Origin of the sequence: Sphingomonas oligophenolica, from assembly GCF_039522915.1 — a bacterium.
In the GTDB taxonomy this organism is placed as follows: domain Bacteria; phylum Pseudomonadota; class Alphaproteobacteria; order Sphingomonadales; family Sphingomonadaceae; genus Sphingomonas; species Sphingomonas oligophenolica.
In genome coordinates this window covers 1-13,432 of record NZ_BAAAEH010000005.1, presented here as the reverse complement: position 1 = coordinate 13,432, position 13,432 = coordinate 1, and the positions used below count along the sequence as shown (strand labels likewise).

General features: G+C 66.1%; 14 protein-coding genes. 13 read left to right on the top strand and 1 reads right to left on the bottom strand.

Features of this window, described 5'->3' with window-relative positions; genetic code table 11:
- Nucleotides 1–5: 5 nt before the first annotated feature.
- The 7 genes from ABD050_RS02630 to ABD050_RS02595 all read left to right on the top strand — a co-directional run bounded on the left by ABD050_RS02630 (nt 6) and on the right by ABD050_RS02595 (nt 8,911).
- Nucleotides 6–839, top strand: coding sequence for a carbon-nitrogen hydrolase family protein (locus tag ABD050_RS02630; RefSeq protein ID WP_343887584.1), 834 nt, complete (start codon nt 6–8; stop codon nt 837–839).
- Nucleotides 836–1,660, top strand: a complete 825-nt coding sequence (locus ABD050_RS02625) for a creatininase family protein (protein ID WP_343887583.1) — start codon at nt 836–838, stop codon at nt 1,658–1,660. The genes ABD050_RS02630 and ABD050_RS02625 overlap by 4 nt, the downstream gene beginning before the upstream one ends.
- A complete protein-coding gene (locus ABD050_RS02620; protein WP_343887582.1) occupies nt 1,657–2,322 on the top strand; it encodes an RraA family protein in 666 nt (221 codons plus the stop codon). The genes ABD050_RS02625 and ABD050_RS02620 overlap by 4 nt, the downstream gene beginning before the upstream one ends.
- 11 nt (nt 2,323–2,333) lie before the next feature.
- Nucleotides 2,334–2,819, top strand: coding sequence for an Lrp/AsnC family transcriptional regulator (locus ABD050_RS02615; protein WP_343887581.1), 486 nt, complete (start codon nt 2,334–2,336; stop codon nt 2,817–2,819).
- Nucleotides 2,820–3,081: 262 nt separating this feature from the next.
- Entirely contained in the window at nt 3,082–4,293 is a 1,212-nt protein-coding gene (gene metC / locus ABD050_RS02610; RefSeq protein WP_343887580.1) for a cystathionine beta-lyase, read from the top strand.
- Between the two features lie 122 nt (nt 4,294–4,415).
- Nucleotides 4,416–6,899 (top strand): TonB-dependent receptor plug domain-containing protein, encoded by a 2,484-nt coding sequence (locus ABD050_RS02605; protein ID WP_343887579.1) that lies wholly within the window; start codon nt 4,416–4,418, stop codon nt 6,897–6,899.
- Between the two features lie 419 nt (nt 6,900–7,318).
- The gene (locus ABD050_RS02595) at nt 7,319–8,911 is read left to right on the top strand and encodes a TRC40/GET3/ArsA family transport-energizing ATPase (RefSeq protein ID WP_343887578.1); all 1,593 of its coding nucleotides are present in this window, start codon (nt 7,319–7,321) and stop codon (nt 8,909–8,911) included.
- Here the strand turns inward: ABD050_RS02595 and ABD050_RS02590 are convergent.
- Complete coding sequence (locus ABD050_RS02590; protein ID WP_343887577.1) at nt 8,875–9,351, bottom strand: rubrerythrin family protein; 477 nt, start codon at nt 9,349–9,351, stop codon at nt 8,875–8,877. The two genes, ABD050_RS02595 and ABD050_RS02590, sit on opposite strands and share 37 nt — an antisense overlap.
- Nucleotides 9,352–9,554: 203 nt before the next feature.
- On the opposite strand from ABD050_RS02590, the gene ABD050_RS02585 reads away from it, so the two are divergent.
- The 6 genes from ABD050_RS02585 to ABD050_RS02560 all read left to right on the top strand — a co-directional run.
- Nucleotides 9,555–9,836, top strand: a complete 282-nt coding sequence (locus ABD050_RS02585; RefSeq protein ID WP_343887576.1) for a PepSY domain-containing protein — start codon at nt 9,555–9,557, stop codon at nt 9,834–9,836.
- Nucleotides 9,837–9,838: 2 nt separating this feature from the next.
- Nucleotides 9,839–10,435 (top strand): cytochrome b/b6 domain-containing protein, encoded by a 597-nt coding sequence (locus ABD050_RS02580; RefSeq protein ID WP_343887575.1) that lies wholly within the window; start codon nt 9,839–9,841, stop codon nt 10,433–10,435.
- Nucleotides 10,416–11,102, top strand: coding sequence for a response regulator (locus tag ABD050_RS02575; RefSeq protein ID WP_343887574.1), 687 nt, complete (start codon nt 10,416–10,418; stop codon nt 11,100–11,102). The genes ABD050_RS02580 and ABD050_RS02575 overlap by 20 nt, the downstream gene beginning before the upstream one ends.
- Entirely contained in the window at nt 11,068–12,444 is a 1,377-nt protein-coding gene (locus ABD050_RS02570; RefSeq protein ID WP_343887573.1) for a sensor histidine kinase, read from the top strand. Before ABD050_RS02575 ends, ABD050_RS02570 begins: the two co-directional genes overlap by 35 nt.
- A 56-nt stretch (nt 12,445–12,500) precedes the next feature.
- Nucleotides 12,501–13,226 (top strand): cytochrome b/b6 domain-containing protein, encoded by a 726-nt coding sequence (locus ABD050_RS02565; protein ID WP_343887572.1) that lies wholly within the window; start codon nt 12,501–12,503, stop codon nt 13,224–13,226.
- The coding region (locus ABD050_RS02560) for a VIT1/CCC1 transporter family protein (RefSeq protein ID WP_343887571.1) at nt 13,219–13,432 on the top strand (214 nt) is incomplete at its 3' end. The genes ABD050_RS02565 and ABD050_RS02560, both read left to right, overlap by 8 nt.

The window sequence follows — 13,432 nt, the reverse complement described above, 5'->3', positions numbered from 1 at the left end:
GCTCGATGCTGAAGGCCTCCGTCATCCAGATGAACTCGCAGGGCGACAAGGCGGCGAACCTGCAGTCGATTGCGACGCTCGTCGACGACGTCGTGGCGCGCGAACGGCCGGACTGGATCCTGCTGCCCGAGCATTGCGAATGGCTGGGCGGATCGTCCGGCGCCCCGGGCGTGGCCGAACCCGCTATGGGGGGAGAGACCTGGACGCTGCTGAGCGGGCTTGCTCGGCGGCACCAGGTCTGGCTGCACGGCGGTTCCTTCTATGAGAAGGCGGCCGAACCGGGCAAGGCGTACAATAGCAGCGTCGTGTTCGATCGCGACGGCCGTGAAGCGGCGCGCTACCGCAAGATCCACCTGTTCGACGTCACCACCACTGACGGTGCGCGCTATTTCGAATCGCAGACGATCGTGCCGGGTGACGACATCGTGCTGTATGATTGCGAGGGCGTCACGGTGGGCTGCGCGATCTGCTATGATCTGCGCTTTCCCGAACTCTTCCAGGCGCTGGTCGCGCGCGGCGCGCAACTCATAGCGCTGCCAGCCGCCTTCACGCTGCTGACCGGCAAGGATCATTGGGAACCGCTGATCCGCGCCCGCGCGATCGAGACCCAGACATGGTTCGCCGCCGCCGCCCAATGGGGCAGCTATGCGACGCCAGCCGGCGCGCGCCAGTCATTCGGGCAGTCGATGATCGTCGATCCCTGGGGCGCCGTCGTCGCGCGCGTGTCCGACGGCATCGGCCATGCTTCCGCATACACCGATATCGATCTCCTCGACCGGGTTCGCAACCAGATTCCGGTCGGCAGGAACAAGGCCCTAGGCCGGCGGATCGCGGCATGACCAAGCGCCAACACGCCCTGCAGGACCTGACCTGGGTCGAATTCGAGGAACGCCGCGCCGGACAGCCCGTCATCGTCCTGCCGCTGGGCAGCCAGGAGGAACAGGGGCCGCACGCGCCGATGGGAGACTTCGTCGTCGCCGAGCGCATCGCCCTCGCCGCGGCCGAGCGCGCGGGCGCGATTTGCGCACCGGTACTGCCGTTCGGTTACGCCGAATTCTTTCGCGGCGTGCCGGGTGGGATCCAGCTTCGCGCCGACACCTTCACGCGGGTGCTGGAGGACATGATCGGCGCCTTTCTCGATCACGGCCTGAACCGGGTGGTGATCGTCAACGGCCATACAACCAATGCCAGCCTGATCGCTCAGGTTGCGCACAAGATCAGGCGCGAGCGCGGCATCATGGTGCCGAACCTCAACCTCTGGCGTCTCATGCCCGACGCACTGTGGGACGACCTGCACGGTCCCGATGCGCAGGGCGCACGCGGCCACGGTGCCGACCCGCTCACCTCTGTCACCCTGCACCTGACGCCAGACCTGATCCGGCACGATCTCATGGCCCAATCGGAGCGACTGATGGCCTTTGGGCTTGCGACCTCGGGTCAGTTCGCCAGCGTCAGTTACAAGGGCGCGCCGGTGGACCTGCCGCTGGACGTTACCGATGTGGCGCCCAACGGTATCGGTAGCGGCAATCCTTCGCGCGCGTCGGCGCCGATCGGCGCGGCGATGACCGACTGGCTGACTCGTCACGTCGCCGATTTCCTCGGCTATTTCCGCACCTGTGATCCTGCCGACTGGAACGCGGCGCCGGTGCCGCCGGCATGACCAACGCGCTGGACATCCGGCCGATGCCGGCCCCGGTCGACACCGGCCTGCTGGTGAGGATCGCACAGGTGCCGACCTCGACGATCGGCCATTGGCGGCTCTGGGGCTTTTGCCGCAGCGATCTGCATCCGCTCGTGCGCGGGCCTGCGGTCGCCGGCACCGCTGTGACACTTGCGCTGCCGGGTCCTGACGGGGCGTTGCTCCACCATGCCCTGGGGCTGCTTCGGCCGGGGGACATTCTCGCGATCGATCGCCTTGGAGACGATGTTCATGCCTGTGTCGGCGGCATCGTCGCCCGCGCGGCGAAGGCACGCGGCGCGGCCGCCATCCTGGTCGACGGCCCGGTGACCGACACCGCCGAGCTTCGGGACATCGACCTGCCAATCTGGTGCCGCGGAACCAGTGCCCGGACCACGCGGCGTCTGGGGCTGGGAGGTCGTCTCAACGCGCCGATCTCGGTTGGCGGGGCGGTGATCGCGCCCGGCGATATCCTGCTCTGCGACGCCGACGGCATACTCTGCCTGCCGGCCGGCGAGGCAGAGGCCGAGATCGCCCGGGCTGCTGCTCATGAGGCGCGGGAGACCGCGATTGTCGTTGCTCTCGGCAAAGGCCAGGCCCTGGAGAACATCCTCGCGCCACCGCCGCTCGGCCAGAACCGTTGAGGAGGCGCGTTATGACGACTCAAGTCAATCTCGACGAAGCCGATATCCGCATCCTCTCGGCGCTGCAGAAGGACGGCACCTTGTCGATCGCGGCGCTGTCCGAAGCCGTCAACCTGTCGCACAATAGTTGCTGGCGGCGTCTCCGGCGCCTTGAGGACGCCAAGGTGATTACGGGTCGGGTCGCCTTGCTCGATCCCGGCGCGCTGGGTCTCAACCTCACTGTGTTCGTCAGCATCCGGACGAGCGAGCACTCGGAAGAATGGCTCAAGGCCTTTGCGGAGTCGGCGACGGCCATGCCCGAGGTGGTCGAACTCTACCGGATGGCGGGCGATGTCGATTATCTGATGAAGCTGAAGGTCGGCAGCATCGCCGCCTATGACGCCGTGTACAAAAGGCTCATCGCCGCGGTGAAACTCACCGATGTCAGCTCAGCTTTCGCAATGGAGGAGATGAAGCACACGACCGCTCTCCCGCTGCCCATGCCGCAGCGGAAATAGCAATGTCGACAGTTCATCCCCTTTTTGGGCCGATAGCGGGATGTTCATCCCGCCATTCCCCGAAACACGACTTCGAATGGGTGAGACCCTCACCCGCTTGCCGACATAATATCCCGTCCATGACAAGAGGCGGGGCAGCATCGGCGAAGGCGGCGGGAAACCGGCGCCGGAATGCGATGCGCCTGCGGGAATGCCATCTCGGCCAACCGCGGCGTCGCTCGCGCTCCGACGTCTATCCTCCCACTTTCGATGGCGGACGACCATGACCCTTTCTCCCGATCTGAACGAGACGACCCGGATGGTGCATGGCGGCGCCTGCGACGGCGGCCTGGTGCGTACGCCGGGGCCGCCTGTCCAGCGCGGTTCGACGATCCTGCTCAAGCACAGCCGGCACATCTACGACAAATCGCTCGTCACCTACGGCCGCGGCGGCCTGGCCACCCAGGCGACATTGCGCGCGGCGCTGGAGGATCTCGAACGCGCTGATCAGGTTCAGCTATATCCATCCGGGCTGGCGGCGATCACCGGAACGATCCAGGCCCTGACCCGGTCGGGCGACGAAGTGCTGGTGGCGGACAGCGTCTACAATCCGACCCGTCGATTCCTTGAAGGCACGATGCGGCGCTTCGGGGTCACCGCCCGCTACTTCCATCCCGCTTCCGACGCCGACGCGGTGGCCGCGCTGATAACGCCGGCCACGCGGCTGATCTATCTGGAGAGTCCGGGCTCGCTGACCCTCGACATTCAGGACGTGCCGGCGATAGCCGCAATGGCGCGGACGCGCGGGGTGCTGACCGCGATCGACAATACCTATGCGGCCGGCGTTCTGTTCAAGCCGCTCGATCACGGGGTCGATGTCAGCATACAGTCGCTGACCAAATATGTCTGCGGTCATTCCGACGTGTTCATGGGCATGGCGGCGGCGCGCGGCGAGGCGGCGGCAATGCTGGCCGAAAGCAGCCACGAGGTCGGCTGGGCGGTGTCGCCGGACGACGCCTATATGGCGCTTCGCGGCCTGCGGACTCTGCACATGCGCCTAGCCCAGCATGGTGCCGCCACGCTCAGGATCGCGCATTGGCTGACAGCGCAGGCGGAGGTCGGCGCAGTGCTCTGCCCGGCACTGCCGTCGGATCCGAACCATGCCTTGTGGTCGCGGGACTTCACCGGGCTGTGCGGCGTCATCAGCATCATCCTCGACGGGGCTTCCGATGCCGCCGTGAACGAGATGCTGGATTCGTTGCAGTTGTTCGGGCTGGGCTATTCCTGGGGCGGCTTCGAGAGCCTGGTCATCCCTTGCGACCCGCAGCTCGCTGCGCGGCGCTTTCCCGTCGTCAAGGCTGGCCCGATGCTGCGCCTGCATATCGGCCTGGAGGATCCCGACGATCTGATCCGCGACCTGCGCCAGGCGCTCGACAGGCTTGGCTCGGGCGCGACCTCGCGGGGACCCGTGCTCGCGGCGGCAGGGTCGCATTGAATGACATTATACGTGGGAGAAACAGGGTCGAGGAGCGGTCGCCAAAAGACGGCCTTTGGTCAGGTTGAAATCGGCTCGGCAGCCACTGCGCTCGCCGGGCGGTCATACAAAGGGACGAAAAGATGTTGAAGCAGCGATATCTCCTGGCGAGCGCGCTTGGCGCGCTCGCGATCGGCACACCCGCGCTGGCGCAGGAAGCTCCGGGTGCGACCCCGGATGCCGCGGCGGGCCAGGCCGATTCGGCCGGTCAGAACGACATTGTCGTCACCGGCTCACGCGGCAAGCCGCGCACCATCACCTCGAGCCCGACCCCGATCGACGTGATCGGTGGCGACCAGCTCGGCCGTCTCGCCGGCAGCATGCCCCTCCGCGATGTGCTCTCCCAGCTGGTGCCGTCGTTCCAGGCGCAGCAGGTCGGCAGCTCGTCCTTCGACAGCGTGGCGCGGCCTGCCGGTTTGCGCGGGCTTTCGGGCGTGCATGTCCTGGTGCTGGTGAACGGGAAGCGTCGGCACAACAGCTCGCTGATCAACCTCAATTCGGGTAATGTCTCGGCCGGCGCCAATCCCGTCGATCTCGACCTGATCCCGGCGAGCGCGATCGACCATATCGAAGTGCTGCGTGACGGTGCCGCGGCCCAATATGGCTCGGACGCAATTGCCGGCGTCATCAACGTCATCTTGAAGTCCAACACTTCCGGCGGCAATGCCAGCATCGAGGCGGGCCAGCGCTACGGCCAGGACGGCAGTGGCAGCGACGGCGAGACCATCCAGGCGGCCATCTCGCACGGCTTCAAGCTTGGCGAGGAGGGCTCGCTCGCCATCTCGGTAGAGGCCAAGCGTCAGCAGGCCACCATTCGCAACAGCGACGCGACCGGCGCCTTCTATTTCCCCGTGAACGGTGCGGCCGATCCGCGCGAACTGACGGTGAATCGTCGGACCTATCAGGGCGGCCTGCCGCAGCTGCGGTCGATCTACGGATCCGAGAGCAGCAAGCTGCCGATCGGCAATGTCGAATTCTACACGACCGTGACCGCAGGCTATCGCGAGGCGCGCGTCGGCCAGGCGGGGCGCCGACCCAATTCCACCAGCGACATCATCGCCGTCTATCCGGACGGTTTCACCCCCTATTACACGCTCCACGAGTTCGATTTCCAGGCAACAGGCGGGCTCCGCGGCAAGCTCGCCGGCTGGGATGTCGATCTCAGCTCGACCTATGGTCGCAACTATGCGCGCAACGGTGCCGACAATTCGCTCAACGCATCGCTGGGCGCGGCAAGCCCGACCAAGTTCAATACGTTCAGTTCGGCCTTCGACCAGTGGACCAACAATCTCGACTTCACCCGGCACTATGAGGTGTTCGGCAGTCGGCCGCTCCAGGTCTCCGCCGGGCTCGAATATCGCTACGAATCCTATGTCACCAGGACGCTGGACACAGCCGCTTATATCAATGGCGGCTATGTCTATCCCGCCGGCACGCCGCTCGCCGGACAGCCCGGCGCGGTCGGCGCGCAGGGCGCGATCGTGGTCAATCCCGAGGATCAGGCTCGCATCAAGCGCAACAATGTGGCCGCCTATGTCGACCTCGCGCTCGACGTGACCGACCGCCTCCTGCTCACGGCAGCCGGCCGCTATGAGGATTATGACGACAGCTCGGGTCATGTCTGGAGCGGCAAGGTCGCGGCGCGCTACAAGGTCGCCAACTGGCTCTCGCTGCGCGGTGCCTTCAGCAACGGCTTCCGCGCGCCGTCGCTCGCGCAACAGGGCTTCGCGCAGACCTCGACCCAGTTCAATCTCGTCGGCGGCGTCTACCAGCTGATCCAGTCAAAGGTCGTCCAGACCGGATCTCCCGTCGCGCTTGCGCTCGGCGCCCAGCCGCTCAGGCCGGAAAGATCGCGCAACTATAGCCTGGGCTTTGCCTTCACACCGGTATCCGCGCTGTCGGTCACTGTCGACGCCTATCAGATCGACCTCGACAACCGCATCACCATGACCGGCCTGCTCTCCAGTGCCGGCGTTCGCGCCATCCTGAAGGCGAACGGCTTTTCGGGCGACCAGTTCGTGCGGTTCTTCACAAATGCCCTCGACACCCGCACACGCGGCGTCGATGTGGTCGGGTCCTACGTCCACAGCATCGATGACCTCGGCCGCTTCCGGGGAACCGTCGGGTTCAACTATAACCAGACCGACATTCGCCGGATCGCTCCGACACCGACTCAGCTCAGCGGGCTCGGCCTGACATTGTTCGACCGCCAGACCCAGGGCTATTTCACGGTCGGGACCCCCAACACCAAGCTCATCCTCGGGCTGGACTGGAACCTGGGCAAGTTCGGCGTGAACGCGAAGGAAACGCGGTACGGCGGGTTCAAGCTGCTCAACAACACGCCGAGCCTGGATCAGAGCTATGGTGCGAAGTGGATCACGGATCTGGAGGTGTCCTACCAGATCCTGGAACGCGCGCAGCTGTCGGTGGGTGCCTATAACATCTTCGACGTCTATCCGGACAAGAACACCGTCCCGAGCACGATCGGCGGCTCGATCTATGGCTCCAACTCGCCGTTCGGCGCCTATGGCGGCTATTATTATGCGCGGCTCAGCCTGAAGCTCTGAGGCAGGCGCGTTGCCTAAGCCGGTGGTGGCGGCGCCACCACCGGATCCGCCAGGGCGGCGCAGAGGCCGGCGACCGAACTACATCGTACGAATTCCCTTGAATCCCGCCGCCCCGCCGGTGGCGACCTATGTCTCGTTCAAGCGCGACGGGATGATCGTCCACATCTCCGGGCAGCTGTCGAACGCGGCCGATGGCGGCATCAAGGGTCTCGTGGGCGAGGATGTGACGCCCGAGCGGGGCGCCGAGGCAGCACGACTCTGCGCCATCAACCTCCTGTCGCAGATGCGTGCCGCCGCCGAGGGCGATCTCGAACAGGTCGAGGTGATGGGGCTCGGCGTCTTCGTGCAGGCCGGACCCGCCTTCTGGCAAATCCCGGCGGTCGCGAACGGCTGCTCCGACCTGATCAGCGCGGCGCTCGGTGCGCGCGGCACCCATGTCCGCTCAGCAGTCGGTGTTCTTCACGGGCAAGGGAGGGGTGGGCAAGACGTCAGTCGCGTGCGCGGCGGCCCTATCGCTTGCCGACCGCGGCAAGTCGGTCCTGCTGGTCAGCACCGATCCGGCCTCCAATCTCGACGAGATACTGGATGTGCCGCTGACGAATCACCCGGTCGCGGTGCCACAGGCTGCCCGTCTGGACGTCCTGAATATCGATCCGACGGCGGCAGCCGAAGCCTATCGCGCGCGGGTACTGGAGCAGATGGGCGCCGAGGCAAGCGCGCAGGAACTCGACACTGTTCGCGAACAGCTTTCCGGGGCGTGTACCACCGAGATCGCTGCGTTCGATGAATTCGTCGGACGGCTCGCCGATGAAGACGGCGCCTATGATCACATCGTCTTCGATACGGCGCCGATGGGGCATACGCTGCGGCTGCTCAGCCTGCCCAAAGCCTGGAGCGGCTTCCTGGCGGACAATGACCAGGGTGCCTCATGCCTGGGGCCGCATTCAGGGCTCAAGACGCAGGAAGAGCGGTTCAAAACGGCAATGCGGGCGCTACGCGATCCGTCGACCACCACCGTCATCCTCGTGACCCGGCCGGAACGCGGGGCGATCGCCGAAGCGGGCCGGACCTCGGACGAATTGCGCGTGCTGGGGCTCGGCAATCAGCACCTGGTCGTGAACGGCCTGTTCCATGCCAGCGACCCGTCAGATGCGACAGCCGAGTCACTGGAGACCCAGGGGCAGCAAGCGCTGGCCGAGATGCCGGCCGTGCTTCGAGCGCTTCCGCGCGACGACATCCCGCTGCGGCCCTTCGAGATGATGGGGCTGGATGCGCTGCGTGCGCTGCTGCGACCTGGCCCCTTCGCGGCGCCCCATGCCGGATCCGCTATCGCTGCGCCATGGGTCGGCGACCTGCCCGGCCTCGATCGACTGGTCGACCTGCTCGCGGCGGACGGCAAGGGGCTGATCATGGTCATGGGGAAAGGCGGGGTGGGCAAGACCACCATCGCCACCGCGATCGCGCTCGGGCTGGTCGAGCGCGGCCATGGCGTCCATCTCAGCACCACCGATCCCGCCGCTCACCTGGAGATGACGCTGGCCGGGAATGTCCCGGGCCTCCTTGTAGACCGCATCGATCCGAAGGCGGAAACCGAGCGCTACATCGCCAAGGTCATGGAGCAGCGCGGCAGCTCGCTCGATGCTCAAGGGCAAGCCCTGCTGCGCGAGGACCTGGCCTCGCCCTGCACGGAGGAAGTCGCCGTCTTCCACGCCTTTTCGCACATTGTCGCCGAAGCGCGCAGCGCCTTCGTCGTGCTGGACACGGCACCCACCGGACACAGTCTGCTGCTGATGGACGCCACCGGTGCCTATCACCGACAGATGACGCGCCAATCGGCTTTGCACGCGCCCGCCGGCCGCATCACCACGCCGCTGATGCGGCTCCAGGATCGCCGCAACTCTCCGAGGTCATTTAGCAGAGTAAATTTATTCGATGCCGGCCAGCCGGGGGAAGCCGGCCGGCACCGAGCGCTGGCTCACTGGGGGGACAGTTTGGCCAGCGCAGCCTTGTAGGCGTCAAAATGCGTGCCCTCGTCGATGGCGATCTGGCGGAACATTGCCGCGACCTTGGTGTCGCCATCTGCCTCGGCCTGCCGGGCGAATTCGATATACATGGTGACGTTCTCGTAATGCTCGCCGGCCATGGCGTCCTCGAGGTTGGCGCCGTTCGTGCCGCCGAGATTCAGCGCCTGGGCTTCGCGATCGAAATGCTCGTTTGCCTCGATATTCGCTGAGTCGCGGAACAGCCTGGCGAGTTCGGGCCGGCCCGCAGCCTCGGCTTGGTCGGCGTACCGCAGATATTTGAGGTTGGCATAGGCCTCGCCGTGCATCGCGGCTTCGAGATTGGCGCGGGTCTGCGGCGCGAGGGGCTTCGCGTCGGGCTGCGCAGCAATCGCGCTGGTTGACAGAAAAGCGGCAACACCAGCCGCAGTCGAGAGCAGGATTCGGTTCATGATGAAATCTCCGGTGCGCCGTGGGAGGGGCGACGACCGGTTTGTCGGCCGGGCTCCTGACACAATCCTGACGCGGGCCAAAGAAAGCCGGATTTTTGAATCGACCGAAAAATGTCGCTGGCTGTCAGCTTTCCGTCAGGCCCGCGCCGCAAATCGATCGAGCCGGGCAAGCATGCCCGACCTGTTGATCAAGGATACCTGCCATGAAGCATTCCGCCCCGTTCAAGATCCTCTTTGCCACCGCCGCGCTGTCGATCGCGTCGCTGGCCGCCGCCGGGCCCGTCTGTACCAGGCTGCCCCAGGCCAAATGGCTGACCCCGGCGCAGATGAAGGCGAAGATCGCGACGATGGGTTATCGCGACATCAAGGTCTTCCAGGTTTCGGGCAGCTGCTACGAGATCTATGCGCATACCAAGGACGGCAAGCGCGCCGAGGTCTATTTCAACCCGGTGACCGGCGCCGTCGTCCAGAACAATATCGATTGATCATGGACAGGGCCGCCATCCCCGTCGTTCCTCCCGATCCGGGCGCGTCCCGGATCAGGGTTTGGGATCCGTTAGTCCGTCTGTTCCACTGGACGGTTGCGGCCGGCGTCATCGCCAACATGACTTTTCTCCGCCACGAGGAGGAGACGCATATCTATGTTGGCTATGCCGTGGTCGCGGCATTGCTGGCCCGGCTCACCTGGGGCTTCTTGGCGCGCGGGCATGCCCGGTTCGCCAGCTTCGTGCCAAGCCCGCGCGGGCTGATCGCCTATTTTCGCGCGATGCTGGCGCGGCGCGAGCCGCGCTATGTCGGGCACAATCCGGCCGGGGCGGCAATGATCGTGCTGCTGATGGCGCTGCTCGCGATCATCGGCACGACCGGATGGATGATGGGACTTGATGCCTTCTGGGGCGTCGCCTGGGTCGAGGCGGTGCATGAGGCGACCGCAAACATCCTGATCGGGGCCGTCGCGCTGCACGTGACCGGCGCGATCGCCGAGAGCGTGCGCCATCGCGAGAACCTGCCGCTCGCGATGATTACCGGCTACAAGCGAGCCGCCAAGGGGACTGATATCGATCATGCGCCTGTTGCTCGTTGAAGATAATGCCCGGCTGGCGAGCCTGATCCGCGAGGGCCTCGATCGCCAGGGTTTCGCGGTCGACTGGTGCGAAACCGTGGACGGGGCAGAACATGCGCTCAAGACCAACGATTATGATCTGATGCTGCTGGATCTCGGCCTGCCCGATGGCGAGGGGCTCGACCTCGTCCGCGGGCTCCGACGGCGGCAGGAGATGATGCCGATCCTGATCCTGACCGCGCGCGGCGGACTCGACGACCGGGTGAAAGGCCTCGATGCCGGCGCCGACGACTATCTGGTCAAGCCTTTCCAGATTCCCGAACTGGCCGCACGCTGCCGCGCCTTGCTGCGGCGGCCCGGCGCCTCGCTCGGCACCCATCTGGCTGTCGGCAATGTCATCCTCGATTCGGCCGAGCGCCTGGTGATGGTCGGCGGAACGCCGATTGACGCGACGCCGCGCGAGGTCGACCTGCTTGAATGCCTGCTGCGGCGTGCCGGGCGCGTCGTCGCCAAGCCGGCGCTCGAGGGCGCCCTCTATTCGATGGATGCCGAAGTCACTCCGAACGCTCTGGAGGCCTGCGTGTCGCGGCTGCGCAAGCGTCTGACCGCAGCCGTTGCCGATGTGCAGATCCGCACGGTCCACGGCGTGGGCTATGCCCTGTTCGCTCCCGTCGCCGCCGATGGATAATGCCGCCAATCGCAGCAGGAACGTGACGGGTCCGACCCTGTTTCGTCAGATCGCGACCAGGCTCATCGGATTCACGCTGTTGTTCGCCCTGCTCGACGTGGCGATCGTCGTGTTCACCTACAGCCGCCAGCCGGAATCGCTGGCACAGGAGTTGCTCAATCTGGAAGCGCGCAAGGCGCAATCGGCGACCGCCCTGGCCCCCGATCTTCTCGCGGGACCTCCGGGGGCGGACCATTGGTCGGCTCGCTATGTCGACCGGTTGGAGGAAACCGCGGTCTTGCCGCAGACCAGGTCGGCCGCCGGCCCCGGCACGTTGATGGACTGGACCCGGCGCGAGCGCGTGCCCGGCGGCTATCGGATTTCGGGCGTACGCTCGGTCGTGCAGGATGGCCGTCAGCGCTGGTTGTTCATGCAGTTCGAAGGCGACGGCATCCGGCCCTATGTCCCAGTCATCGTCAACGAGATCGTCCAGCATGTCGCGCTGCCGCTGATCCCGCTATCGGCCCTGCTCCTGCTGTTCAATATCGTCGCGGTCCGGCGGGTACTCACTCCGCTCAAGCGCGCGGAGGCGGAGGTCGATGCGCTCGACCCCGAGCACGGCCTGTCGCGCCTGTCGGAAGCGCCCGCGCCGCGCGAGGTGAATACGCTGGTACGTGCGGTCAACCGCGCGCTGGCCCGCCTTGATGAATCGATGGCGATCCTGCGCGGCTTCACCGCCAATGCTGCCCATGAGCTGCGTACGCCGCTGTCGATCATGCAATTGTCGCTCGACCGGCTGCCGCCGAGCGAGGTGCGCGACGAACTGCAGGCTGATACCCAGCATATGACCCGGCTGGTCGGCCAGATGCTCGATCTGGCCCAGGCCGATGCGCTTGCGGTCGAACCGCGCGTGCTGGTCGATCTCGCCGAAATCGGACGCGATGTCGTCGCGGCGATGGCGCCAAAGGCGTTCGCTTCAAATCGCGACCTTCGATTCGAGGCGATCGGCGAGACCAGGGTGCTGGGCCATGCCGAGGCGATCACTCGCATCTACCGCAACCTGATCGACAACGCGCTCGCCCATGCACCCGGCGACACCCCGATCGACGTGACCGCGGGTCCCGGCCCCCAGCTCAGCGTGCGCGATTATGGTCACGGCATCGCTGACGAGGACCTGCCGCACATCTTCGAACGATTCTGGCGCAAGGACCGCCGCAAGACCGATGGTGCCGGGCTGGGTCTTGGTATCGTCCAACGGCTCGCGCAGGCGCATGGCGGCGAGATCACCGTCAAGAACGCGCCCGGCGGCGGAGCGCTGTTCCGCGTCTTCTTTGCGGCGCCCGCGACGCCAGGCCGGGTCTGATCGGTCAGGCCTTCGTCAGAAGTCCGGCCCAGGGTCACCGCGCAATGGAGGTGACCATGCCTGACCTGTCGACTGCCAGTCCGCCGTCTTCCGCAACCGTTCGCGTATGGGATCTGCCGGTGCGGCTGTTCCACTGGCTGCTCGCGGCCACGATCCTGGCGGCATTCCTGTCCTCGGAAGAGGAGAGCCTGCTCGCGCCCTGGCACGTCCCTGCCGGTTGGGTCGCCGCCATCCTCATTCTGTTCCGCCTCGTCTGGGGCTTTGTCGGCGGCGAGCACGCCCGCTTCGTCAATTTCCTTAAGCCCGGACAGATCGCGCATCATCTTCACGGTCTGCTCGCCGGCAAACCCGAGCGGTCGATCGGGCACAATGCGCTCGGCGGCCTGGCGATCGTCGCGTTGCTCGGCACGATCGGCGGCATCGTCTATACCGGCGCGATGATGCAGGGGGACGGCGGGGAACGACTCCACGAGACGCTGGCGAACATCCTGCTCGGCCTGGTCGCGCTCCACGTCGTCGCGGTCGTCGCCATGTCGCTCATCACGCACGACAACCTGATCCGCGCGTTCATTATCGGCCGCAAGCGCGCGGCACTGCATCCGGGCGTGCCGGACGCCCAGCCGCCCGCAACGCTTGCCGTCCCGCTCGCTATGGTCGCCATCGGTGCTTCTACTTATGGAGCGCTGGCGCTCGACCCTCTAGCCTTTACTCCCGGCGCGCATGCCGAGGCGGGCGAGCGGAGCGGTGGCGAGGCTGCACGGGGCGAGCATGACGATGACTAGACTTCACCTCCATCCAGAGCGCCACCTCGTCTCGCGGGTCGGATGGCTGCGCGCCGCGGTGCTCGGCGCCAATGACGGTATCGTCTCGACCGCTAGCTTGATCATCGGTGTCGCGGCCGCGGCAGCGAAGCCGGCCGACATATTGGTGGCGGGCGTTGCCGGCCTCGTCGCCGGGGCCATGTCCATGGCGGCCGGCGAATATGTCT

What these genes read in the sequence shown, in the direction of transcription:
- ABD050_RS02585 (WP_343887576.1), top strand. Translation starts at nt 9,555, where the DNA reads ATGAAGCATTCCGCCCCGTTCAAGATCCTCTTTGCCACCGCCGCGCTG.
- ABD050_RS02575 (WP_343887574.1), top strand. Translation starts at nt 10,416, where the DNA reads ATGCGCCTGTTGCTCGTTGAAGATAATGCCCGGCTGGCGAGCCTGATC.
- ABD050_RS02565 (WP_343887572.1), top strand. Translation starts at nt 12,501, where the DNA reads ATGCCTGACCTGTCGACTGCCAGTCCGCCGTCTTCCGCAACCGTTCGC.
- ABD050_RS02620 (WP_343887582.1), top strand. Translation starts at nt 1,657, where the DNA reads ATGACCAACGCGCTGGACATCCGGCCGATGCCGGCCCCGGTCGACACC.
- metC (WP_343887580.1), top strand. Translation starts at nt 3,082, where the DNA reads ATGACCCTTTCTCCCGATCTGAACGAGACGACCCGGATGGTGCATGGC.
- ABD050_RS02570 (WP_343887573.1), top strand. Translation starts at nt 11,068, where the DNA reads ATGCCCTGTTCGCTCCCGTCGCCGCCGATGGATAATGCCGCCAATCGC.
- ABD050_RS02590 (WP_343887577.1), bottom strand. Translation starts at nt 9,351, where the DNA reads ATGAACCGAATCCTGCTCTCGACTGCGGCTGGTGTTGCCGCTTTTCTG.
- ABD050_RS02615 (WP_343887581.1), top strand. Translation starts at nt 2,334, where the DNA reads ATGACGACTCAAGTCAATCTCGACGAAGCCGATATCCGCATCCTCTCG.
- ABD050_RS02630 (WP_343887584.1), top strand. Translation starts at nt 6, where the DNA reads ATGCTGAAGGCCTCCGTCATCCAGATGAACTCGCAGGGCGACAAGGCG.
- ABD050_RS02605 (WP_343887579.1), top strand. Translation starts at nt 4,416, where the DNA reads ATGTTGAAGCAGCGATATCTCCTGGCGAGCGCGCTTGGCGCGCTCGCG.
- ABD050_RS02580 (WP_343887575.1), top strand. Translation starts at nt 9,839, where the DNA reads ATGGACAGGGCCGCCATCCCCGTCGTTCCTCCCGATCCGGGCGCGTCC.
- ABD050_RS02625 (WP_343887583.1), top strand. Translation starts at nt 836, where the DNA reads ATGACCAAGCGCCAACACGCCCTGCAGGACCTGACCTGGGTCGAATTC.